Genomic DNA, 20962 nt, shown 5'->3' with positions numbered 1-20962 from the left:
GGGGGGCGGATGCGCAAGCCGGCCTAGTGCTGGCCCTGGCTCGAAGCGTTCGACGCGATCTGACGACCGGCGTCGAAGGCGTCGCGGGCGCCTTTGTAGATGAAGCCGTAGGTCGGATAGACGGTCGTGCCCAGGCCGTTGATCGGATTGTACCAGACCTTGACCTGAGACCAGTCGTTGGACGGCGAGACGTCCACGACGGTGACGTTTTCCTCGACCTTGCCGCGGCTGCCGCCCCAGTTGGCGTGGGTCACGCGCACGACCCGGTCGGTCAGGATGTCGGAGACGACGGCGACATGGCCCCGGCTCATCCGGCCTTCGGGACGGAAGACCAAGACCGAACCCGTTTCGGGCGCGTCGCCGGTGCGGAACTTCTCGGTGGCCTGACGCCACCAGGTCCAGGCGTCGCCGAAGATGTTGATGCCCGAGAACATGCGGGCGAAGGTCACGCACTGCCAGTACGGCTCATCGGCCTTTGCGGAAACGGGGGTGACGCCCAGCGCAAAAAAACCGAGGGTCGCCGCAACCGCGGCGGCTTTGAGCCGTTTCATCATGCTGAGGTCTCGTCCCGACTGCCGATGGTCTTTTTAGACCATAGGAAATTAGGATTGAAAAACCCTTTTCGGCGTATCGCCGTCCTGCGGTTTGTCGCTTGACGCTGTTTTGCGTCCTTGCGCCATCCCTCTCAAAGCCTTGCGAGCCGGGTGTTCCACCAGGTGGTAGGACAGGGCCGCCACGACCGGCAAAAGCGCCAGAATCGCCAACCACACGAAAAGTTGAAGCTGCTTGTCCGGGGCGTCGGTCAGCTTGGCCGCGAGGTTAATGGCCAGAAGTTTCCAAGGCACGCAGACCATATAGACCGAATAGCTGATCTCCCCCAGATAGACCGCCGGCCTGGACGCCAGCCATCCGGCCCGCTCGTTCGGCAGGGAGGCCAAGGACAGGATCAGGGCCCCGGCCAGCAGGACGGTGATCCCGTCCCATAGGCCCAGGGCCGCGCTCAACACCATCAGACCGAACGACACGGCCGAGGCGGTCCAGGGCGCCTTCAGCGGCGCCTTGCGGTAGACGAGGTACAGGGCGCAGCCCAGGGCGAAACAGGGCACGATCCGCAAGGCGCCCCAGCGGATGGTCGCCTCGGTCAACGGAAAGCCCGCGACGCGCTCGAACCCATAATACAGCACCGTCAAGAAGGCGGCCGTACCGACCACGGCCGCTACCGGCTTTTCACGCGCGCGCCAGAAGACGAAGGCGAACAGGGGGAAACAGAGATAGGCGAACCATTCCGCCGAGATCGACCAGGACGGATGGTTCCAACCGGCGACGGGGGCCAGGCCCCAGGCGTGGACCATCAGCAGATTGGCCGGAAGCGAGACCCACGACAGCACATTGCCGTCCACGTTCATCCCGGCGACCAGGGCGACGGCGGCCAGCAACCCCACCCCGACCAGGGTCGCCACATGCAGGGGATAGACCCGCGCCACCCGCGCCCACAGGAAGCCGCGATACGAAAACCGCTTCTCGCCAGCCGACTGAAGATAGACGTGGCTGAGGATGAAGCCGGACAGGACGAAGAACAGTTCGACCCCCAGATAGCCCTTGTCGACAAGGCCGGAGGACCCGGCGCCGGCCAGGTTTTCCCAGTAGGTATAGACGGCCACCCAGATCGCCGCGCCGAAACGCAGGGCGGTGATGGGGCGCAGGTCGGCGGGCGTCTGGACGGGGGTCATGATCTCACCTTGGCACGTCGGGCTTTGCGAACCGTGAAGGCCCGCAAGCGCCGTGCCTTGGCCACCCTATCCCACCCAGGTTCCGTGGAAGCCTGCGGGGAGGGCGATGTCGGCGGCCCAGGAGGTGACCGGCCCGTCCTCGACATGAGCGGCGTCATAGACGTGCAGTTCGGTGCGGCCCTCGCGCAGATTGATCGACGGCCCGACCAGCCAGGCCTCGGCCTCGGCCGTCGCCCCGGGCTTGGGTACGAAGACCGTCTCCTCGACGATCTGGTGAAGACCGAAGTCGAAACCTTGCGATCGGCCGGTCTTCCAGTCCTGGACCGCTAGGCCGGTCGGTAGGGGGCGGCCGCGCGTCTCGCCCGAGGTGTGGGCGGTCAGGCTGCGGGCCAGGCCGGCGCGGCGCGGATCCGACTTGGGAAACTCGCCGACCCTCTCGCTGGTGAACATCTCCGCCGCGCCATCGGGGCGAAGGGTGATCAGGGCCAGTTTCGCCGGGTCGCCCGGCACGACGCCATGGCCTTCGACCAGCACCCGCGCCCCGTCGACGGCGAAGCGTGGATCGCCGCTGGCGGCGACGTCGAAACGGATCGTGCCGTCGCGTTCGGCCCAGGCGTCGCCCAGATGGAAATGGAAGAAGCCGGGCAAGTCGTAGATCCGGCGCTGCGTCAGGTCGTCCTTGTCCAGCACCATGACCTGGGTTCCCGTCTCGGGCCGCCATACCAGGCCGTTGATGATCGGCATGGCTTGGCGTTCCTGGATCCACGGCTGGAGCACCAGAATCAGGTGGCGGTCGGTGGCGGTGAAGTCGTGCATATAGCTGGCGCGCGGCAGACGGATGATCTCGGCGTGCTTGAGGCCGCCATCAGGATTCAGCCGCCAGATCACGGCCTGGTCTCCGGCCGTGCCGACATTCCAGATTGAACCGTCGGGCGCGCGGCGGGGGTGGGCCTGGAACGGCATGCCCCTCAGGTCGTCGCGCAGGGTGACAAAGCTTCGGGTCGACAGGTCGGCCCCATCCATGGCCAGCGGAGAGCCGCCTTCCCACAGAGCCCAAATCTGGTTTCCCGCCGCCATGACGGCCGTGTTGGCGGCGTTGGCGTCGTCGTTCGAGCCGACGCGGGCGCGGGCGTCTCCGCGCGTGCCGAAGCCGGGTGTCACGACGGCGTCCAGTTCGGTTTCGACCCGACGCTTGGGCGTATCGGCGAACCGGGCCTCCAGCGTGGCCTGGCCGTCGTGGATTCGGAACGCCCGCATCAGGCCGTCGCCGTCGAACCAGTGGGTGACCGATCCGCCCGGACGCCGGAACCGGCCCGGTCCGTTGCGGAACAGGGCACCCTCCAGCCCCGCCGGCGCGCGGCCGTGGATCAGGCGCATCGTCTGACGCGGCAGGTCGCCTTCGACATCGCGGGTGGCCAGGGTCCAGTCCGCCTGGGCGGCGACGTCGAGGGCCGCAGCGGCGCGGACCATCTCGGGCGTGGCGACGGCGGCCGACAGGGCGGCGGCGCCCATCAGGAAGGAACGGCGTGAAGGGGTCATGGTCCGGCTCCGGGCTTAGGTCTGGTTACTTCAGGCTGATGGTCTGGGCGACGGCGCCTGTCGCCGCGAACTTCGCGCGCTCCCACGAGGCCGGCCCCATGTTTCCGGCGGCGTTGTTGGAGAAGGCGAAGGGCTCGATCGGCATGCCGAACGGATTGGTCTTCATCTTCCCATCGCCATCGACGTCGTGGAAGGCGCGCATCGCATAGTCGCCGTCCGGCAGGTCCTCGAACCGGACCTGTTTGGAAGCGCCTGCCGCGTCCACCATGGCGTAACCAACCGGCTGGCCCTCGCCGCCGTAGTTGGCCTCGCTGTTGAACAGGGCGACCATGATCCGCCCGGTCGGCGCAGCGACGTCGAAGTCGAAGGTGATGTCTGCGGCCAAGGCGGAGGTCGATGCCAGGGCGGTTGCAAGAGCGGCGGAAGCGCAAAGGGCGGAAAGGGTCTTCATGGCGGGCGTCCTGTTCATGCCGGGCCGACGACCGGCCCTCGATGACTGGACCCTGAAGACGAGGGCACGCCTTCGCCATCGGACATGCGGGAGCGACCACCCGGCCTTCGTGAATGACCGTCTCCGCCGCCGACGATGCGCGTGTCGCCGCCCGCTCAAGGCGTTTTTGCGCCCCATCTCGCCGCTACAGCGCGTTACATGTCGAAACGCGCGCGACATCAGTCCCAGCCGGGCCTGTGGCAGTCTCTACGCGTTACGGCCTGGTGGCGGAGTGGCTACGCGGCGGGCTTGCAAGCCCGAAAACCCTCCGTTCGACTCGGAGGCCAGGCCTCCATCCTCTCCTTGCCGTCAGAGGAAGGAGTAGGGATCGACGTCCACCGTCAGCCGGACCGAGGCGGGGACCTTCACCCGCGCCAGCCACGCCCGCAGAAACGCCTGAAGGTTCACGTCGCGGTCGGCCCGCACCAGCAGCCGCTTGCGGCGTCGCCCCCGCACCAGGGCCAGGGGCGCGTCGGCGGGGCCATAGACCTCCAGCCGCTCGGCGTTGGGAATGGCCTGGGCCAGGTCGGCGGCGACCTTCTCCACCGCCGCCGCATTCTCGCTGGACAGGATGATCGCCGCCAGTCGGCCGAAGGGGGGCAGGGACGCCGCTTCTCGCTCGGCCATCTCGGCCTCGACGAAGGCGTCGCGGTCGCCGGCGGCCAGCGCCATCAGCACCGGGTGTTCCGGGGTCCAGGTCTGCAAAATGGCCCGCCCCGGCCGGTCGGCGCGGCCCGCCCGCCCCGTCGCCTGAGCCAAGAGCTGATAGGTGCGCTCGGCCGCCCGCAGGTCGCCGCCGCGCAAGCCCAGGTCCGCATCCACCACCCCGACCAGGGTCAGGCGGGGGAAGTTGTGGCCCTTGGCGGCGGCCTGGGTCGCGACCAGGATGTCGATCTCGCCGTCGGTCATCCGCTGGATCAAGGCCCGCGCCGACTTGGCGTCGGGCGCGGTGTCAGAGCTGAACACCGCCGTCCGCGCCTCGGGGAACAGCTGGCGCACCTCCTCCTCGACCCGTTCGACGCCGGGGCCGACCGAGACCAGGGAGTCCTCAGCTCCGCACGACGGGCACAGTTTGGGCCGCGCCATGGAAAAGCCGGTCAGGTGACAGACCAGACGGCCGGTATAGCGATGCTCGACCAGCCAGCTGTCGGTATCCGGCGCCGTCAGGCGGTGTCCGCAGACGCGGCACAGGACGACGGGCGCATAGCCGCGCCGGTTCAGGAACAACAGGGTCTGCTCGCCCCGCGCCAGGGTCTCGGCCACCGCCGTACGCAGGGGCTGGGACAGCCAGGTCTGGGGATCAGGCGTGTGCTGACGCAGGTCCAGCAGTTCGATGTCGGGCATGACCGCCACCCCGTGCCGGGCGCCCAGCTTCAGCCAGTCGTAACGCCCGGCCTGGGCGTTCCACAGTGTCTCCAGCGACGGCGTCGCCGAGGCCAGAACCACCGCCGCCCCCTCGATCCGCGCCCGCGCCACCGCCAGATCCCGTCCGTGATAGACCAGACCCTCTTCCTGTTTGAACGAACTGTCGTGCTCCTCGTCCACCACGATCAGCCGCAGATCGACGAAGGGCAGGAACAGGGCCGAACGGGCGCCGACCACGATGTTGCAGCGGCCGGCGACCACCGCCTCCCACACCTGACGGCGGCGCGGCGGGGCGACGCCGGAATGCCATTCGGCCGGGGCGGCGCCGAACCGGGCCGTGATCCGCTCAATCAGGGCCTGGGTCAGGGCGATCTCGGGCAGAAGGATCAGGATCTGCGCCGCCGGATCGGCCCGCAGCACCCGCGCGATCGCCTCCAGATAGGCCTCGGTCTTGCCCGATCCCGTGACCCCGTCCAGCAGGAAGGGCCGGAAACCGCCGCCCGTCACCCCGGCCGCCAGGGCCGAAGCCGCCGCCGCCTGGTCGCCGTTCAGGGTCGCCGGCGCATGGTCGGGGTCGGGCCGGTCGAACGCCGCCTCCGCCGCGATCTCGACGATTTCCAGCACCCCCTCGTCGATCAGTCCCTTGATCACGCCCGACGACACCCCGGCGGCGCGCGCCAGATCGGCGCCCGCCATGGCGCGGTCGCCCAGGGCTTCCAGCACCCCCGTCCGGGCCGGGGTGGCGCGCGCCGGCTGGCGCTCGCCGACACGCCGCACCCGGCGTTCCGGCCGGGGACGCGGCGCGCGCAGCCCCTTCAGCGCGGTCGCCGCCATCTCGCCGGGCGGCGACAGGGTCCAGCGGCCGGCCCATTCGACGAAGTCCATCACCCCAGCCGGTAGCGCAGGGTCGTCCAGTCTCGACTCGACCGATTTCAGCCGCCGGTTGGAGCCGGTGGTCTCGAACACCTCGGCCACCACCCCCCGGATCAGCCGCGGCCCCAGGGGCACGGCGACCTGATCGCCGCGCACCAGGCTCAGCGTCTCGGGAACCTCATAATCGAAGGCTTCCGGCACGGGCAGGGGAATGAAGACCGAGGCGACGTTCATGCGATCCTCCCCCATTGGGGGAGGGGGACCGCCCGAAGGATGGTGGAGGGGGCAAGGGCGGACTGGGTGTGGAGCGTGGAGCGCCTGCGCGCGGGCAGGCCCCCTCCACCGCTCCGCGGTCCCCCTCCCCCGACGGGGGAGGATTTGGCTCGCGTCTCGATCTCCACGCCGCTAAAAGCCAAACTCATGAAACTCTTTCTCGATACCGCCGACGTCGCCGTCATCAAGGACATGGTCCCCACCGGAATGGTGGACGGCGTCACCACCAATCCGTCGCTGATCGCCAAGTCGGGTCGGAACATCGCCGAGGTCATCGCCGAAATCTGCGCCCTGGTCGAGGGGCCGATTTCCGCCGAGGCCGTCTCGCTCGATTTCGAGACCATGGTCAAGGAGGGCGACAAGCTCGCCGCCATCGCCCCCAACGTGGTCGTCAAACTGCCCCTGACCTGGGACGGCCTGCGCGCCTGCCGCGTCTTCACCGACAAGGGGATCAAGACCAACGTCACCCTGTGCTTCTCGGCCGCCCAGGCCCTGCTGGCCGCCAAGGCCGGCGCCACCTTCGTCTCGCCCTTCGTCGGCCGGCTGGAAGACAATGGCGCCGACGGCATCGCCCTGCTGGAGGAAATCCGCGTCCTCTATGACGTGCACGGTTTCGAGACCCAGATCCTGGCCGCCTCGCTGCGCAATGTCGCCCATGTGGCCGCCGCCGCCGTGGCCGGATCGGACGCCGCCACCTTCGGCGCCGACACATTCAAGGCCCTGGTAAAGCACCCGTTAACCGACAGAGGTCTTGATGCCTTCGTGGCGGACTGGGCCAAGACCGGTCAGTCCATCCTGTAAATCGCGCGTCACGGAGAGGTCTGTTTGAGCGGCTCATTGGACCTTTTCGAAACCGCCGAGGCGGAGCCGGTCCCCCATCTGGGCGACGGCCTGCACTGGCCCGAGGTGCGCGGCTGGCTGCAGACGCACGCCCAGACCCTGCTGGACGATCGCTCCCTGCTGGAGGAGATCGGCCTGCGTCCGCACGGTCGCAATGTGGTCGAGTTCGGCGCCGCCGCCCTGACCCGGCTCGAGGCGGTGGTCGAACGCGAGACCGGCGCCCGGCGCGAGGTCGAGATGATCGCCCGGGCCAATTTCGCCGCCCAGACCCAGACCCATGTCGCCGCCCTGGACCTGATGGAGGCGCGCAATCATTCCGACCTGGCGCGCCGTCTGGATGCCGCGGCCCAGGGCCGGTTCGGTCTGGCCGGCGCCGCCATCGCCATGGAAAAGCCGGGCGGCGTGCCCTTCGGCTGGCGTGCGCTGGAGCCCGGCGCGGTGGACAATCTGCTGGGCGAGCATGGCCTGACGTGGCTGGGGCCGGTGTTCGAGGGACTGGACCTGTTCGGCGCGGCCGGAGACCAGGTGAAGTCGGTCGCCCTGATCCGCATGGCCCCGCATCTGACGCCGGGCGAACCGCCCCGGTCCTGCCTGTGCGCCTTCGGCTCGCCCGAGGAAGCGGGTTTCACCCCGACCATGGGCTGCGAACTGGCGGCCTTCCTGGCCCGGGTGGTGGAGCGGATGGCCGAGCGATGGCCGGTGTTGAACTGACCGCCGCCGACGCCCTGCTCGCCTGGCTCGAGCATCTGGCGCACGAGCGGCGGCTGTCGCCGCGCACCCTCGAGGCCTACGGCCATATCGGTCGGCTGTATGTCGCCTTCCTCGAACGCCATCGCGGCGAGGCCCTGTCGCTGAAAGGCCTGGGAACCGTCACCGCCGCCGAGGTCCGCGCCCATATGGCGGAGCGCCGATCCGGCGATCATCCCCTGGCGGCCCGGTCCCTCAGCCAGAGCCTGTCGGCCATTCGCGGCTTTCACGCCTTTCTCGACCGGCGGCTGGACACGCCCGCCCCCCAGCTGGCCCTGGTGCGCGGCCCCCGGATCAAGCCGTCCCTGCCCCGGCCCGTGACGGAGGATCAGGCGCGCGGCCTGCTGGCCGAACCCGACGCCGACCCGGACGCCGAACCCTGGGAGGCCGCGCGCGACCGCGCCGTCCTGACCCTGCTCTACGGCTGCGGCCTGCGGATTTCCGAGGGCCTGTCCCTGACCCGCGCCGATGCTCCCTTGGGTGAGACGTTGCGTGTTCTCGGCAAGGGATCAAAGACCCGGATCGTCCCGGTCCTGCCGGCGGTCCGCGCCGCGGTGGACGCCTATCTGGCGCTCCAGCCCTTTCCGCTTCAGCCGTCCGACGCCCTGTTCCGCGCCCGGCGCGGCGGTCCGCTCAGCCCGCGCCACGTCCAGGCCTCGGTCCAGCGGCTGCGCGGGCGGCTGGGCCTGCCTGAACGCACCACCCCCCACGCCCTGCGCCACAGTTTCGCGACCCATCTGCTGGGCGCCGGCGCCGACCTGCGGTCGATCCAGGAACTGCTGGGCCACGCCAGTCTCTCGACGACCCAGAAATACACCGGCGTCGACGCCGAACGCCTGCTGAACGCCTATGCGGCGGCCCATCCCCGCGCGTAATGCCCGATCTCCCGCGTGACTAGATCGCCCTCACCGCGCCACCGTCCAGCCGGATCAGCGAGCCGGTGACATAGGCGGCCAGGGGGCTGGCCAGGAAGGCGGCGGTGGCGCCGAACTCCTCGGTCGCGCCGATCCGGCCGACGGGGATGGATTTCACGGATTCGGCGCGGGCCTCCTGCGGCGTCACGCCGGTGCGTTCGGCCGTCGCCTGGTCCAGGCGGGCGATGCGCGGGGTGTCGATCCGGCCCGGCAGCAGGGTGTTGACCGTGACCCCGTCCGGCCCGACCTCGTTGGCCAGGGTCTTGGCCCAGGCGGCGACCGAAGCCCGCAAAGTGTTGGACACCCCCAGGGCGGCCGACGGCTCGACCACGGTGATCGAGGCGACGTTCAGGATCCGCCCCCAGCCGGCGGCCCGCATCCGCGGCAGCACCCGGTCGGTCAGGCGGAAGACCGACAGCACCATGGATTCGAAATGATCGCGCCAGACCGACGGCTCCAGCCCCGACACGCCCGACGGCGGCGGCCCTCCGGTGTTGTTCAGCAGGATCTCGATATGGCCGCCCAGCAGCTCCTCGGCCAGGTCGGCGGCCCTCATCAGGGCCTCGTGATCGGCCAGATCGGCCGTGACCACGGCCGCCTTGCCCGGGCCCATGGCGTTCAGTTCGTCGGCCACGGCCTGAAGCCTGGCCGCGTCGCGCGACAACAGGGCCACATGGGCGCCTTCGGCCACCAGGGCCGTGGCCACGGCCCGGCCCAGGCCGGACGAACCGCCGCAGATCAGGGCGCGTTTGCGCGTGAGTTTCAGGTCCATGTCGGCTCCATGCTTTGGCTCAGGCGGCGGATATCGGGTTTCCGTAGCGTCAGCGCAACGCGGCGTTAACCGACGCAGCGCACCTTCGTCTTCATGTGGCCGCCAGCAACCGTCTGGATCGGCCGTGGAGGGCCGGCCCATGTCGACCAAAATAACCTCGAGCGTGCGTCGCCACAGCGACCATTTCGAGCCGCAGGACACCGATCCGCACGAGCAGCGCCGCCTGCGCGGCCAGCTGGAGCAGATCGACTACGCCGCCTATGTCGCCAACAAAGAGCTGATCGGCCAGGCCCTGACCGGGCTGGACGCCGCCTCCCTGCAGAAACTGGCCGTCCTGACCGCCGGCGCCCGCGCCAAATGGGGCGCCGAGGCCCTGCGCCTGGCCCACTCGGGCTCGCCGGTCACCGCCGACCAGGTCGCCCGCCTGACCGCCGCCCGCACCGCCTTCGACGAACTCGCCGAAGTCTACGAGGCCCTGCGCCGGATGGTGGAGCGCGGGTATGCGGTGTTGAAGTAGGAAACGTCATAGGGACGTATGAAGCCTAGGCGTTCTCTGCGAGGCGCACACAAGGCCATCTAAGCAGAGCTAGGATAGCAATGGCGAACGTATCAATCGACCGTTGCACCGCAGCAGTGACTTCGCTTTCCTGCCGGCTGAAAGCGCAAGAGCTCGCAATCGCTACTGGATTTTTTTGGGCTCACGGCGAAGGTGTACACCTCCTTACCAACTGGCATGTTGTGACTGGCCGCCACCCGCTAACCGGTAAGCACTTGTCAGACCACGCAGGCGAGCCAGATCGACTTTTGATTGACGTCTTTGAAGGCCGAGATCTTAACCGACGACGCACCGTGGAACTGCCAATCTTGGCGGCTGATGGTGCCCCCTTGTGGCGGGAGCACAGCTACTGGCGCTCAGCAGTCGATGTCGTGTCGATCCCCCTGGGAGACTGGGGCGGATCGGTTTTCGCTTTGAACGAGACGCCCACCCACAAGGCGCTTCGCCAGGTTGGGACTGATGTATTCGTCTTAGGATTTCCTCGCGGCATTGGACCTGATCGCCATGCCATCTGGAAGCGTGCAAGCATCGCCAGTGAGCCAGATGTTGACGTGGACGGCTTGCCGCTAAGGCTGATCGACACTGCGACCGCAGCCGGAATGTCGGGAGCGCCAGCAATTCAGCGCTTCAGAGGACAAGCTACTGGGGAAGAGGGAGGCATTATTATGGGGATCGACGGGTTCCGTCTTCTCGGGGTCTATTCGGGACGGTTGGCAGGTCAGAACGAAGCCGATGTGGCACTAGGGCGGGTATGGAAAGAGCCTCTAGTTGATGAAATTATAGCAAACGGGACAGATGGCAGCCGCGAGCCGCGCGGACCTATGCCGCCTCCGTATGAGTTCGTAGATTTTAAATCCCTACCGAAGGGCGTCCTCTGATGCCGCTATTCTAAGAGCGTTCAAGTCACCAAACCTGAACACTCTTCATTTGGAAATCAGAAACGCCTGGTGGAGCCGAGGGGAGGCTCGCTCAACCTAACAAAATCAATAACTTATATGTGACGCCGTGCGCCCCGTGTGGGCCCTCTGTGTAGCATCCGGCCCCTGCGGATGCCAGTCGCGAAACCTGCCACTTTTTTGGTAGTGGGCTGTGCGATGCAACGTTAGGGTGACGGCCTCTGGGGAGGGCACCGTGAACCACGATCCGAAAGGCTTCTATAGCCGCTTGGGCTTATCGCCTGATGCGAGCCTCAGCGAGATTAAAACTGCATACCGGTCGCTCGCCAAAGCACTCCATCCTGATGTTAACTCAGATCCTAGGGCATCAGAGAGGTTTACTGCATGTTCTGAAGCGTACGCTATACTCGGAGATCCAGATAAGCGTGCTCATTACGACAGCGCCGCCTACGAACATGCGGCTTCAGACATTGAAGCGAACGAGGCTCTTGAGCCGATAAGTTGCTCGCGCTGCCGAAAGGTGACCGCGCAACCCCGGAACGTGACCTTCAGAAGCGTGGTGAGTGTTATCCTCACCACTATCACAACGCCCGTTCAAGGCATTTTTTGCTCTGACTGCGCGCAAAAAACAGCAATCAAAGCCTCAATAACCACAGGGTTGTTTGGGTGGTGGGGCGTTCCTTGGGGGCCGATCCTGACCATCAAGGAAATCGTTCGGAACGCTGCGGGTGGAGACAGGAAACCTGCTCTCGATGATCGCTTAGCTTATTACAACGCAGTCGCCTTTGCTTCTCGCGGGAATTTCAGCCTCGCTCATGCCATTGCCCGGCAGGTTCGCGGCTCGACCGACGAGCGGCTAGCATTAGAAGCGCTTCGGCTTGTCGATGAGCTGGAGCGTCGCGGCGTCCCGAAGAACAATCCTGCGCTTAAGTCCGGATGGAAACCGGCTGGGCGAGGCTGGGCAATACATGGAGCCTCACTGCTTGGTCTACCGGCAGCAGTCGGGCTAGCCGTCGTTATGCTTGATGGCGGATCAAGCTACGCGTCGCCACCTCGGTATTCTCCCACGTACACCGAGCCCGCCCCTGGCCCGCCGTTGGCTCCAACGAATGTCCCTAAGGCAATTCCTGAGCCCAAAGTTATTCTGGCCTCATGCGACACCCCGCCTTTGAACGGGGACGAGTTTGCTCGCGACGGCTTAGAGGAAGATGGGCATCGCATCACCATAAAGAACGGGGGTTCCGGCGATGCGCTTGTAAAAATTCGTGAGTATCCATCTAGGAAAATAGTTTCGACCATGTTTGTTAAACGTGGGCAGCAGGCATCATTCAACGACCTTCCAGATGGAGAGTACGAGATGCTGTTTGCGACAGGTGACGTACTTGATGAAAGCTGCCGCCGCTTTTCCGGGGACGTGCTAACACAGAGATTTCCGGGAAAAGAAACCTTCATCACGCAATATGAAGGTAACCAGATCATCAAGAGCAATCTAACGTTGACGCTATACAACGTTCCTGGAGGCAACGTGAGCCCGCAGCGGGTGAGCGAAGACGAGTTCAACGCCGGCTAAGCGACGACTGACCCCTCTAACGATCTGCCTTTCTTGGTCGTTGAAGAAAGCCTACCACGACATATGGAAGGGCCGACACGACATTAAGAATGGACCACGTATCGCGTTCAAATGCCACGCGGAAAACCGGGTTGTATAGGATTGCAATGAATATAAAGACCCACATTAATGGACGGTGCTGGCCAAGCCTCCACGCAACGAAAATCGAGGCCACGCAAACCACCAACCGCAGCAGCATGTAAAACCCATACGGCCAAGAACCTACTGCCGCTAGTATTAGCAGCAGCGCAGTCGTAAGCCAGACCGCTACAGGAATTCGCCGGTCTTGATCTGGGCTGATCATGGCAATACGCGAGAAGACTGCGCTAATGCATCAGCTGATTTCGGCGTTCTGCGCCTTACGGCTTGGGCACCCGAGAGGGCCCCAATGCCTGTCCCCACGGGAATGGAAACAAACGTAAGCCATTGGTTGAAGCTGGCCGGATCCCCATTGATGAGAGTGCCGACAGCGAGGAAAAGCAATACTGCAGCAACCAAACCGATGAGCGCCCAAGCTACTATGTAAGGATTGGCGCGCTTAAACAGCAAGTGGGGACAGAATACCGCACCAGCAGCGGCAAATCCCCATTGGATACCGACCAGATAGAAACTTAAACCATCACCCTCCCACGTCCCGGTCAGACGCTGAAGGAAGTCCAAGCAAGCCACCGCTACAAACGCTGCGATTAAGATCGGCAAAAGGACAATCAGCGTTGCCGCTATCGCCAGTGGCGTTTGCCACATCTCTGCGTATTTCATCGCCGCGCCCAATTCCCTGTCCTACAACTCTGATCAACCGTGGAACGGCTGTCTAGTCCAGTAGGGGCACTGAAGGGCGCACAACGCAAGCAGCTACCCCGGACTGAAAATTTGTCTCGTATTTCCGAGGGGGCAACCTCCAACCGTTGAAGCTGGGCTGCCCCCGCACGCCCCTCCCGGGCACTAGGATGAAGTTCAGCCAACCACCTATAGGATCGCCATAGGCTCGAAAGTTGTAAGTTGTGCGCCATGGCTCACAAGATATGTTGACGGCAGTTATGCGCTATGGTTATGAGCCACTTAGGAACCGCCCCTAACTTGTGAGCCATCATGCACCGCATCGCGTACTACCGGGTCAGCACCGGCGACCAGAGCATCGAAGCCCAACGCGCATCGCTGGGCGGTGGCTTCGATCAGGAGTTTAGCGACGAGGGTATCAGCGGCGCAACGGTCGCGGCCACTCGGCCCGGCTTCTCAGACTTGCTGACGAAGGTACGGTCAGGCGACACACTTCACGTATACGCGGTTGACCGCCTCGGGCGGGATGCGCTGGACGTTCAAACCACCGTGCGCAGACTTCTCGACATGGACGTCACGGTCCACGTTCACGGCTTAGGTCCAATAGGGCGTGGAGTTGGCGAGTTGATCCTAGCTGTCCTCGCTCAGATTGCGGACATGGAAAGGCAGCGGATCGCCGAGCGCACCCGCGCTGGCCGAGAGGTTGCAAGGGCGGCGCTGACGGCCACCGGGCGCACCCACAGAGGCAAGTCCAGCCTCGGCCGACCGATGGCCCAGGACGGGACTGCGGTGAACCTCTGGCGGCGAGAAAACGGGGCCAGCATAGCGGACACCGCCAAGCAGTTTGGTTTGTCTCTGGCGACCGTCAAGCGGTACAGCGCCAAAGCCAGTCGCGAGGCGGGCGCTTAGTTGGCGTAGGAGGCGGCGAACTCGTCGAAGTTAATCGCAACATCGCGCCCAATGAGGAAGTCGAGAAGGCGATCCATGCCGCGAAGCCGCATGGTCCTATTCAAGCTGTTAGCAATGGTCGCGTTTCGCATCAGGGCCGTCGTGACTTCGTGCCGGGGGAACGCCCGGAGATACAACACGCCCTGTTCTAGGGTGCGCACCGCACGTGACTGCTCGATTGATGACAGGCTGTCGATGCCGCCGCCCATGCCTATTGGCATCCTGAGCCGCGTCAGCTCGATCTGCTCAAACACATTCGTCATGCGAGTGAGGTGAATGCCTAAACGGTACTCGCGCCAAAGACGACGCCCGGCGACAAGCCAGAAAGTTACTGCCGCAAGCGCAGCTAGAAAAGCCCACATCAACTCGCCCCTCGAACATCCAAACACCTGAACATACACGGGAGCGTAATTGCCGTAAATGCCGTGGCCGTATCAGCCAAGTCGCTGGACGGTTCGGTGTGGTCCGAACGTCAGTCAAACAAGACGCCGACCTTCGCACCATTGTCGATCAACTGGACGCCAAGGGCGTAGGCTTCCGCGTTCTGGATCAGGCCGCCGTAGACACCACCACGCCCAACGGACGGTTGATGCTCAACATGCTTGCAGCCTTCGCAGAGTTCGAGACGGACCTGAGGAAAGAGCGCCAGCGGGAAGGTATTGAGAAGGCCAAGGATCGTGGTGCCTATAAGGGCCGCCCGACCAGTCTTCCTCGCGATCAGGTCAAGGCGTTGAAGGCTGAGGGGGTGGGCGCAACGGAGATCGCGAAGCGCCTCGGAATGGGCCGCGCATCGGTCTATCGGCTGCTCAATGAGGCGGCGGCATAGGCCGGGATCGCAGCGGCCACGCTGGGCCGGATTTCCGGCCCGTGGGCGGGCCTCTCCAGCCCGCTCGACCTTGGGGGGCGCCGACGCCTTCCCGGCCCCACCACCCTCCACAGGGCATATGGCGAAGGTGTCAGGATTTTTCGCCCAGGCATCGTCCCGCGCGACAGTCGGACCTGAGGGCCGATGGGATATTTTCGACGGGTTCGGCGACGGGAGTGCTCGTCCTTGATTGTGGAGCATCCCTCCGACAGCAAGAGCCGCATACTACAGGCCTAACGAGCCGATAATTTTGTCTGTCGCTTCGCGCGTTTTAGCTTCGTGCTCCCAATAGGATTGCTCAGACACCTTCAATAGCGGCACGTCATACCCGCCGAAGCGGTAGGTTTGCGAATTTGCCGAGGCGCTTTGCAAAAGACTGCCGAGCGCCAGAAACATGGAGGCATCGACATCTTCGGAAAAACCTTGGGGGCGTTGCTTCAAGCCCTGAGCCAAAGAGGCGGCAGCGGTTGCTAACGGATGGGGACGCAGCCCCATCTTTCCGTCGAACAAATCTGGCTTGGTCGAATAGAGCATTGCAACAAGGCGGCTAGACAGAGTTTTGACATCGAACTCTGGGCTAAACGGGCTAGTTCTTCGGATGGCATCTTCGATGATGCCGCCCGCCTCAGTGAGCTTCACCAAGCTCTTGAATTTTCCAAACACCGTCGGCCCCCATTGAGAATGCGGATACGTCTAGCAGAGCTGTGCAATTGCCGTAAATGCCGTGGTCGTATGATCCGCATGTCACGAACTTCTGGCTGTGGTCAGAATGTCGGTCAAACAGGACGCCGATCAGCGCCTTGTGCGGCTGGGTGCGGGAATTAGGGCGCTTCGGGAGGAGTTGCGCCTGTCGCAAGAGGCATTGGCTGATGCTGCTGGGATCGACCGTTCACATATGAGCCGCATCGAACGAGGGAAGCGAAATGTCAGCTTCCTGAATATCTGCAAGGTGGCGGATGCGCTGGGCGTATTGCCGAGTGCGGTGGTCAAGGCCGGTGAGCTTTGATTTTGAGCGGTTTGTAATTGATACCCTCATGCAAAGGAGCAATTAGATGCTCTTAGCCGTCCGCAGATGCGGGGGACCTACGTCAACGGTTATGGTCGTGGTAGGAAGCAATTCCGAGAGAGGTTAGCGAAGCTAACGGCGATCACCGGGCAAAACTCACGCAACGCTCAAGACAACTCATGGTCACATCCATAGGTTTGGCGCGCTGAGCTGGCAAAATCCTATCTATTTGGGGAGAGAGCCGGGCAGCCTACGAACAACTCATCCAATCTTTGGTCACATATGATAGCATATATCTTCTATATATTATCCAATAAGCCGATTGTAAATATCATGGACGGTGCCATGACTGTCCAGTAGTTACGCTACGCGTCGATAAGGTCGAGGCTTGTATCATGATAGATATTGTAGGCATCTTGAAACAGCCGGTCTTCGTTCTCGCTGAGCCTCAACCTATTCGCCGTGTAGATGTTGCTGAACCGAATAAGCGCCTCACCCAACGCAAGCTGGAATATGTTTGACGTTATCGCGTTACCAGCGGAACCGCGACCCGCTCCAGCAAGAGCGGCAATCGCGGTGATCTCCGGCCTAGGAAGCCGCGTGCCTTTACCGCTGTACAGCGTTGGGTGGCTAGCTGATGCACCGGGCATCGATAGATCCCACTTGGGAAAGATTGAGCGGGGGGAACGCAACGTGACGTTTCTCAACATACTGCGCATAGCTAGGGAGCTTGGAATGAAACCCTCTGCCATCCTCTTAAGAGCTTCGCTTTGATGAAATCTGCGGACCTCACGACCGGCGGAATTTTCGAGCTGGGAGGCCTCGGCGTCGCCTTGGCGGCCCCATCCTCGCGGTTGACGATGAAGGCCGCTCCCGGCACCGGAAATCGGCCTTCTCGGCCTCTCAGGAAGGCAGGCCTCGCCGGGACTTGTGGGTATGACGGGTTTTGGAAAGATCGGCAGGACGCTGACGACCTGAAGTGTGCGGAGCCGCCGTCCGCGCGCAATCTGTCTTGTTCTAAAACTCGGTCGCAGGCTGGCCAAACTTGGGGTGGATCGGGGGCTTGAAGCCAGGGACACGGTAGAGGCGCATTCCCTCGACAATCTGGTGGAGGGAGTAACCGTCGCCATATCCGTCCGCGACGTCCTTGGCGGAGTGTCCCATTATCTGCCGCTGCACGCCTTCGATAATGCCGACATGTCGAGCCCAGTGCTTGAACGTGTGCCGGAAAGAATGGAACACGAGGCCTTTGTGGCTCACGCCGCATTCCTTTCGGTAGCCGCTGAACCATTCACCCCACTTGGCCGTAAGCCGCCCAAATTTGTTCGGTTTGAGGTCGGGAAACAGGCGCTCCTGTCCCATCTCCTTTTGGTGCTCCACAAATCGGAGGAAGCCGCATTGAACGAGTTCGCTGTGAACCGGCACCATGCGCACGCTCCCGGCATTCTTGACCTTAAGATTATCGTCGGCGTCTGCCCGGATATAAATGAACTTGTCTGTAGCAAACGTCTCCCCCACGGTCGGATAAGTCTCATCTATCAAATCAACGACGCGAAGTTGCCCAAGCTCTTCAAGGCGCGCCCCAGTGTAAACGGCCAATAGAGGGAGCCAGTATGCCGCTTCGCCCTTGCCGCCAGCGGGGCGAGCGCCTGCCGCATGTACGGGGCCGTCAAAAATCAACTTGAGTGTGTCGGCTTTGAACGGAATACGTGGCGTGCCCTCGTCGCCTTTCACAAGGACTGTCACCCCTTCGGCGGGGTTCGCCTGAATAATGGCGTTGGATACGGCATAGCTAAAGATTGTTCGTAACCGAGAAAGCTTGACCTTTATATTTGCGGAAGAGTGACCTTTCGATACGAGGCTATTCTTGAAATCGATGACGTGCCGCCTCTCAATCTTGGTCAAGCTTAGACCGCTCACGCATTCCTCGAACCATCGGACCACCGCTTTGTGGTCGGCGACACCTTTAGATGAAACGCTACGCTCATTGGCCCATTGATCTATGAGCTCTGCGAAGGAGGGCGAAGCATCAACATCTACTTTGGTAGTTATCTTGCTGATCGTCTGACGATCAGGTGAGGATGGCGTCCGAGCAAGTAGCATCATTTGCTCTGCATGCTTCTGATCTCCCTTTGCGTCTCGTATCAAGTCGCGGACGGCCATTTGCTCGGCAGTTAGTTTGTCGTCAGGCTGCGCTAGCTCACGTTCGATGCGGTCCCGATCTTCCTGTCGCCATTCATAATCAAGAGATTGCTGCTCGAAATACGCCAAGCTTTCCATCTCATACTCGAACTGCTCATAGGTCCAGCTTTCTTCCGCAGGGCGCGGTCGTGCGGGCGCAACGCCGCCCATCACCAAATCAGACCGATGGCTCTGAAACTCGTCATCGAGTGCCACCCACATGCGGGCGTGAAGCCGTTTAGCCTCCCCATAGTCGTTGGTGCCCAGCGCCCGCACGATCTCTTTACGACCGCCATATGCGCCGATCAGGTCCACTGGAATACGTCGCCTAAGGCTGTAAGCCCCTCCGCGTCGCATCATTCCCTTAGGCATGTCGTCCATTGCTCCATGTGTAACAGACACAGGGCGCTTCGGCATACCTAAGTGGCTGATTTTCATGGAAACATAAGCAGATCAAATGCTTATGTAACGCCTGGTGGAGCCGAGGGGAGTCGAACCCCTGACCTCGTCATTGCGAACGACGCGCTCTACCAACTGAGCTACGGCCCCGTTTCCAGTGCTGGATCGGGCCTCCAGGCGAGGCCGGGACATAGAAGGCGGGCGGGCGTGGTGTCAACGGGCTTGTGCGCGCAATCGAAGTAGGGTCGCGAGGGGCGTTGTCGGAAGGGGGCCGGACAGGCTAAAAGCGCCGCTCGCTCAAGCAGGAGAAGCGTCCATGGGTTTCGCCATCGTCTGGCTGGTCAACGCCGTCATCAGTCTGATGATCTGGTTCATCATCGCCCAGGCGATCCTGAGCTGGCTGGTCGCGTTCGACGTGATCAACTACCGCAACCGTTTCGTCTATTCGGTCGGCACCTTCCTGGACCGGATCACCGCGCCCCTGCTGGAGCCGTTCCGCCGCATCATCCCGAACCTGGGCGGAATCGACATCTCGCCCATCGTGGTGATCCTGCTGCTTCAGTTCGCCAGCGTCCTGTTCAACCGCGCCGCCGCCCCCGCCCTGATCGGGCTTCTGGGCTGAGGCCGGGCGTCGGTCCGGGCGGACACGGTGCGCAGGATTCTCATGTGCAGGGACGATTCCACCCTTGCGCCGCGCCGCCACCTTCCTAAAGGTGCCTGCCCGACCATTATAGACCACGGTTCATGAGCACGATCACCACAGTCGCCGTCCTGGGCGCCGGACAGATGGGCGCAGGCATCGCCCACGCGGTGGCCCTGGGCGGTTATTCGGTCCGGCTTTATGACGTGGCCGCCGCCCGACTGCCGCTGGCTCAGGGCGAGATCGCCGCCAGCCTGTCGCGCCATGTCGCGCGCGGCCTGATCGGCCAGGCCGACGCCGACGCCGCCCTGGCCCGCATCACCGTCACCGAGGTCATCGCCGACGCCGTGGCCGGCGCCGACCTGGTGATCGAGGCCGCGCTGGAGGACGAGGCGGTCAAGAAGAGCGTCTACGCCCAGGTCGCGCCCCACCTGGGGCCGCACACCCTGCTGGCCTCCAACACCTCCTCCATTTCGATCACCCGCCTGGCCTCGGCCTCGGACCGGCCCGACCGGTTCATCGGCCTGCACTTCATGAAGCCGGCGCCGGTGATGAAACTGGTCGAGATCGTGCGCGGCATCGCCACCTCGGCCGAGACCCATTCGGCCGCCGTCGCCTTCGCCGAGAGCCTGGGCAAGACCACCACCGACGCCGAGGACTTCCCGGCCTTCATCGTCAACCGCATCCTGGTGCCGATGATGAACGAGGCGATCTTCGCCCTGTACGAAGGGGTCGGCAACGTCGCCTCCATCGACAAGGCGCTGCGCCTGGGGGCCAATCACCCGATGGGGCCGCTGGAGCTGGCGGACTTCATGGGTCTGGACGTGGTCCTGGCCATCATGAACGTGCTGTACGACGGCCTGGCCGACAGCAAATACCGGCCCTGCCCCCTGCTGGTGAAATATGTCGAGGCCGGCTGGCTGGGCCGCAAGAGCGGGCGCGGCTTCTATGACTATTCCGGCGACACGCCGGCGCCGACGCGATGAGCCGGTTCGAGAGCTACAGCGACCTGCCGGGGCAGGCGACGATCCATTCGCGCCCCGCGCCCCTGTATCCGATCCTGGCGTCCGTCGCCGGCGCCGCCTGGCCGCCGCTGCTGCTGACCCTGCCGCTGTGGCCGCCCCACGCCGTCGCGCTCGGCCGTGATCTGGACTGGCGTCTCATGGTGCTGCTGATCGGACTGGTGGTGGTCCCCCTGGGTCTGTGGCGCATCATCGTCGAGCGTCGCGACAGCGGCCGGCCGGGATCACGCCTGGGCGTGGTGTGGCGGTTCATGCTGTTCGGCGGACTGGCCGCGGCGGGCTTGCAGGTGGCGGTGGCCCTGGGGATGGTGATCTCGGGCTGGTTCGAGGCCGGCGACGTGATGCAGGCTCTGGGCGCGACCGAGACGACCCTGCTGATCTACGGCGTCGGGGGCCTGCCCATCGCCATGATCGTGGGCGTCAGCTACGCCCTGTGGGCGGGGCTTTGCGCCGCCTTCATCGCCTTCGAGGCCAAGCCGGCGGTCAAGGACCGGCTGGGCTTGATGCCGAGGGGCTGAGG

Annotated in this window: 24 protein-coding genes and 2 tRNA genes; 14 read left to right on the top strand and 12 right to left on the bottom strand. The window is 64.1% G+C overall.

All coding sequences use genetic code 11. The features are described from left to right. Positions 1–23: 23 nt before the first annotated feature. From AC07NC_RS02125 to AC07NC_RS02110, 4 genes are all read right to left on the bottom strand, one after another. The gene (locus AC07NC_RS02125; RefSeq protein WP_008259345.1) at positions 24–554 is read right to left on the bottom strand and encodes a CHAP domain-containing protein; all 531 of its coding nucleotides are present in this window, start codon (positions 552–554) and stop codon (positions 24–26) included. A 48-nt stretch (positions 555–602) separates the two neighbouring features. Further along, on the bottom strand, positions 603–1730 hold the full coding sequence (locus tag AC07NC_RS02120; RefSeq protein ID WP_494568459.1) for an acyltransferase family protein: 1128 nt from the start codon (positions 1728–1730) through the stop codon (positions 603–605). Between the two features lie 66 nt (positions 1731–1796). After that, positions 1797–3269: a carotenoid oxygenase family protein gene (locus AC07NC_RS02115; RefSeq protein WP_494568458.1), complete on the bottom strand. Its 1473-nt coding sequence runs from the start codon at positions 3267–3269 to the stop codon at positions 1797–1799. 25 nt (positions 3270–3294) lie between these two features. Continuing rightward, positions 3295–3720, bottom strand: a complete 426-nt coding sequence (locus AC07NC_RS02110) for a DUF2141 domain-containing protein (RefSeq protein WP_494568457.1) — start codon at positions 3718–3720, stop codon at positions 3295–3297. A gap of 257 nt (positions 3721–3977) precedes the next feature. On the opposite strand from AC07NC_RS02110, the gene AC07NC_RS02105 reads away from it, so the two are divergent. Then, a tRNA-Ala gene (locus AC07NC_RS02105) sits at positions 3978–4054 on the top strand. A 14-nt stretch (positions 4055–4068) separates the two neighbouring features. Here the strand turns inward: AC07NC_RS02105 and AC07NC_RS02100 are convergent. Continuing rightward, the gene (locus AC07NC_RS02100) at positions 4069–6231 is read right to left on the bottom strand and encodes a primosomal protein N' (RefSeq protein WP_494568456.1); all 2163 of its coding nucleotides are present in this window, start codon (positions 6229–6231) and stop codon (positions 4069–4071) included. Positions 6232–6417: 186 nt separating this feature from the next. Between AC07NC_RS02100 and fsa the strand changes: the two genes are divergently transcribed. Genes fsa through AC07NC_RS02085 form a run of 3 tightly spaced genes read left to right on the top strand, consistent with a single transcriptional unit; the run spans position 6418 to position 8732 of the window. Next, positions 6418–7071 carry a fructose-6-phosphate aldolase gene (gene fsa / locus AC07NC_RS02095; protein ID WP_271165077.1) on the top strand — a complete coding sequence of 218 codons (654 nt, stop codon included), beginning with the start codon at positions 6418–6420 and terminating at the stop codon, positions 7069–7071. Between the two features lie 36 nt (positions 7072–7107). Next, entirely contained in the window at positions 7108–7821 is a 714-nt protein-coding gene (locus AC07NC_RS02090; protein WP_494568455.1) for a DUF484 family protein, read from the top strand. Further along, positions 7803–8732, top strand: coding sequence for a tyrosine recombinase XerC (locus tag AC07NC_RS02085; RefSeq protein WP_292148420.1), 930 nt, complete (start codon positions 7803–7805; stop codon positions 8730–8732). Before AC07NC_RS02090 ends, AC07NC_RS02085 begins: the two co-directional genes overlap by 19 nt. A 19-nt stretch (positions 8733–8751) precedes the next feature. Here the strand turns inward: AC07NC_RS02085 and AC07NC_RS02080 are convergent, their stop codons facing one another. Beyond that, positions 8752–9543: an SDR family oxidoreductase gene (locus tag AC07NC_RS02080; RefSeq protein WP_008261776.1), complete on the bottom strand. Its 792-nt coding sequence runs from the start codon at positions 9541–9543 to the stop codon at positions 8752–8754. Between the two features lie 139 nt (positions 9544–9682). Here AC07NC_RS02080 and AC07NC_RS02075 point away from each other — a divergent pair, with 139 nt between their 5' ends. The 3 genes from AC07NC_RS02075 (at position 9683) to AC07NC_RS02065 (ending at position 12565) form a co-directional block, all read left to right on the top strand. Beyond that, positions 9683–10060, top strand: coding sequence for a hypothetical protein (locus tag AC07NC_RS02075; protein WP_035309283.1), 378 nt, complete (start codon positions 9683–9685; stop codon positions 10058–10060). Positions 10061–10140: 80 nt separating this feature from the next. Beyond that, complete coding sequence (locus AC07NC_RS02070; RefSeq protein ID WP_494568454.1) at positions 10141–10977, top strand: trypsin-like peptidase domain-containing protein; 837 nt, start codon at positions 10141–10143, stop codon at positions 10975–10977. Between the two features lie 253 nt (positions 10978–11230). Beyond that, positions 11231–12565: a DnaJ domain-containing protein gene (locus AC07NC_RS02065; RefSeq protein ID WP_494568453.1), complete on the top strand. Its 1335-nt coding sequence runs from the start codon at positions 11231–11233 to the stop codon at positions 12563–12565. A gap of 16 nt (positions 12566–12581) precedes the next feature. Here the strand turns inward: AC07NC_RS02065 and AC07NC_RS02060 are convergent, their stop codons facing one another. Together AC07NC_RS02060 and AC07NC_RS02055 are read right to left on the bottom strand one after the other, a co-directional pair. Then, on the bottom strand, positions 12582–12908 hold the full coding sequence (locus tag AC07NC_RS02060) for a DUF6804 family protein (protein ID WP_494568452.1): 327 nt from the start codon (positions 12906–12908) through the stop codon (positions 12582–12584). Then, complete coding sequence (locus AC07NC_RS02055; RefSeq protein WP_494568451.1) at positions 12905–13363, bottom strand: hypothetical protein; 459 nt, start codon at positions 13361–13363, stop codon at positions 12905–12907. The genes AC07NC_RS02060 and AC07NC_RS02055 overlap by 4 nt, the downstream gene beginning before the upstream one ends. 330 nt (positions 13364–13693) lie before the next feature. Here AC07NC_RS02055 and AC07NC_RS02050 point away from each other — a divergent pair, with 330 nt between their 5' ends. Then, positions 13694–14290 carry a recombinase family protein gene (locus tag AC07NC_RS02050; RefSeq protein ID WP_494568450.1) on the top strand — a complete coding sequence of 199 codons (597 nt, stop codon included), beginning with the start codon at positions 13694–13696 and terminating at the stop codon, positions 14288–14290. On the opposite strand, the gene AC07NC_RS02045 is transcribed toward AC07NC_RS02050, so the two are convergent. Then, entirely contained in the window at positions 14287–14691 is a 405-nt protein-coding gene (locus AC07NC_RS02045) for a hypothetical protein (RefSeq protein WP_494568449.1), read from the bottom strand. The genes AC07NC_RS02050 and AC07NC_RS02045 overlap by 4 nt on opposite strands. A 98-nt stretch (positions 14692–14789) precedes the next feature. Between AC07NC_RS02045 and AC07NC_RS02040 the strand changes: the two genes are divergently transcribed. After that, complete coding sequence (locus AC07NC_RS02040) at positions 14790–15155, top strand: recombinase family protein (protein WP_494568448.1); 366 nt, start codon at positions 14790–14792, stop codon at positions 15153–15155. A 264-nt stretch (positions 15156–15419) separates the two neighbouring features. On the opposite strand, the gene AC07NC_RS02035 is transcribed toward AC07NC_RS02040, so the two are convergent. Next, on the bottom strand, positions 15420–15836 hold the full coding sequence (locus AC07NC_RS02035) for a hypothetical protein (protein ID WP_494568447.1): 417 nt from the start codon (positions 15834–15836) through the stop codon (positions 15420–15422). Positions 15837–15963: 127 nt separating this feature from the next. Here AC07NC_RS02035 and AC07NC_RS02030 point away from each other — a divergent pair, with 127 nt between their 5' ends. Both AC07NC_RS02030 and AC07NC_RS02025 read left to right on the top strand, forming a co-directional pair. Further along, entirely contained in the window at positions 15964–16200 is a 237-nt protein-coding gene (locus tag AC07NC_RS02030) for a helix-turn-helix domain-containing protein (RefSeq protein ID WP_494568446.1), read from the top strand. 468 nt (positions 16201–16668) lie between these two features. Continuing rightward, positions 16669–16974, top strand: coding sequence for a helix-turn-helix domain-containing protein (locus AC07NC_RS02025; RefSeq protein WP_494568445.1), 306 nt, complete (start codon positions 16669–16671; stop codon positions 16972–16974). 243 nt (positions 16975–17217) lie between these two features. On the opposite strand, the gene AC07NC_RS02020 is transcribed toward AC07NC_RS02025, so the two are convergent. Together AC07NC_RS02020 and AC07NC_RS02015 are read right to left on the bottom strand one after the other, a co-directional pair. Then, on the bottom strand, positions 17218–18762 hold the full coding sequence (locus AC07NC_RS02020) for a DUF6538 domain-containing protein (protein ID WP_494568444.1): 1545 nt from the start codon (positions 18760–18762) through the stop codon (positions 17218–17220). A 92-nt stretch (positions 18763–18854) separates the two neighbouring features. After that, positions 18855–18930 (bottom strand) — tRNA-Ala (locus tag AC07NC_RS02015). 166 nt (positions 18931–19096) lie between these two features. On the opposite strand from AC07NC_RS02015, the gene AC07NC_RS02010 reads away from it, so the two are divergent. The 3 genes from AC07NC_RS02010 (at position 19097) to AC07NC_RS02000 (ending at position 20960) form a co-directional block, all read left to right on the top strand. Next, positions 19097–19402, top strand: a complete 306-nt coding sequence (locus tag AC07NC_RS02010) for a YggT family protein (protein ID WP_008262663.1) — start codon at positions 19097–19099, stop codon at positions 19400–19402. Positions 19403–19524: 122 nt separating this feature from the next. After that, the gene (locus AC07NC_RS02005) at positions 19525–20406 is read left to right on the top strand and encodes a 3-hydroxybutyryl-CoA dehydrogenase (protein ID WP_494568443.1); all 882 of its coding nucleotides are present in this window, start codon (positions 19525–19527) and stop codon (positions 20404–20406) included. Next, the gene (locus AC07NC_RS02000; RefSeq protein WP_154725830.1) at positions 20403–20960 is read left to right on the top strand and encodes a phthalate transporter; all 558 of its coding nucleotides are present in this window, start codon (positions 20403–20405) and stop codon (positions 20958–20960) included. Before AC07NC_RS02005 ends, AC07NC_RS02000 begins: the two co-directional genes overlap by 4 nt. Positions 20961–20962: the final 2 nt, after the last annotated feature.

This window comes from Brevundimonas sp. GW821-FHT10A07 (genome assembly GCF_059415785.1).
This window is presented reverse-complemented; position numbering and strand designations above follow the sequence as displayed.

Bases quoted from the DNA above. Each gene is read 5' to 3' on its own strand.
- fsa (WP_271165077.1), top strand. From the start codon at position 6,418: ATGAAACTCTTTCTCGATACCGCCGACGTCGCCGTCATCAAGGACATG.
- AC07NC_RS02075 (WP_035309283.1), top strand. From the start codon at position 9,683: ATGTCGACCAAAATAACCTCGAGCGTGCGTCGCCACAGCGACCATTTC.
- AC07NC_RS02055 (WP_494568451.1), bottom strand. From the start codon at position 13,363: ATGAAATACGCAGAGATGTGGCAAACGCCACTGGCGATAGCGGCAACG.
- AC07NC_RS02045 (WP_494568449.1), bottom strand. From the start codon at position 14,691: ATGTGGGCTTTTCTAGCTGCGCTTGCGGCAGTAACTTTCTGGCTTGTC.
- AC07NC_RS02030 (WP_494568446.1), top strand. From the start codon at position 15,964: ATGTCGGTCAAACAGGACGCCGATCAGCGCCTTGTGCGGCTGGGTGCG.
- AC07NC_RS02110 (WP_494568457.1), bottom strand. From the start codon at position 3,720: ATGAAGACCCTTTCCGCCCTTTGCGCTTCCGCCGCTCTTGCAACCGCC.
- AC07NC_RS02010 (WP_008262663.1), top strand. From the start codon at position 19,097: ATGGGTTTCGCCATCGTCTGGCTGGTCAACGCCGTCATCAGTCTGATG.
- AC07NC_RS02050 (WP_494568450.1), top strand. From the start codon at position 13,694: ATGCACCGCATCGCGTACTACCGGGTCAGCACCGGCGACCAGAGCATC.
- AC07NC_RS02080 (WP_008261776.1), bottom strand. From the start codon at position 9,543: ATGGACCTGAAACTCACGCGCAAACGCGCCCTGATCTGCGGCGGTTCG.
- AC07NC_RS02070 (WP_494568454.1), top strand. From the start codon at position 10,141: ATGGCGAACGTATCAATCGACCGTTGCACCGCAGCAGTGACTTCGCTT.
- AC07NC_RS02125 (WP_008259345.1), bottom strand. From the start codon at position 554: ATGATGAAACGGCTCAAAGCCGCCGCGGTTGCGGCGACCCTCGGTTTT.
- AC07NC_RS02115 (WP_494568458.1), bottom strand. From the start codon at position 3,269: ATGACCCCTTCACGCCGTTCCTTCCTGATGGGCGCCGCCGCCCTGTCG.
- AC07NC_RS02005 (WP_494568443.1), top strand. From the start codon at position 19,525: ATGAGCACGATCACCACAGTCGCCGTCCTGGGCGCCGGACAGATGGGC.
- AC07NC_RS02100 (WP_494568456.1), bottom strand. From the start codon at position 6,231: ATGAACGTCGCCTCGGTCTTCATTCCCCTGCCCGTGCCGGAAGCCTTC.
- AC07NC_RS02000 (WP_154725830.1), top strand. From the start codon at position 20,403: ATGAGCCGGTTCGAGAGCTACAGCGACCTGCCGGGGCAGGCGACGATC.
- AC07NC_RS02085 (WP_292148420.1), top strand. From the start codon at position 7,803: ATGGCCGGTGTTGAACTGACCGCCGCCGACGCCCTGCTCGCCTGGCTC.
- AC07NC_RS02120 (WP_494568459.1), bottom strand. From the start codon at position 1,730: ATGACCCCCGTCCAGACGCCCGCCGACCTGCGCCCCATCACCGCCCTG.
- AC07NC_RS02060 (WP_494568452.1), bottom strand. From the start codon at position 12,908: ATGATCAGCCCAGATCAAGACCGGCGAATTCCTGTAGCGGTCTGGCTT.
- AC07NC_RS02025 (WP_494568445.1), top strand. From the start codon at position 16,669: ATGTTGCTGAACCGAATAAGCGCCTCACCCAACGCAAGCTGGAATATG.
- AC07NC_RS02020 (WP_494568444.1), bottom strand. From the start codon at position 18,762: ATGGACGACATGCCTAAGGGAATGATGCGACGCGGAGGGGCTTACAGC.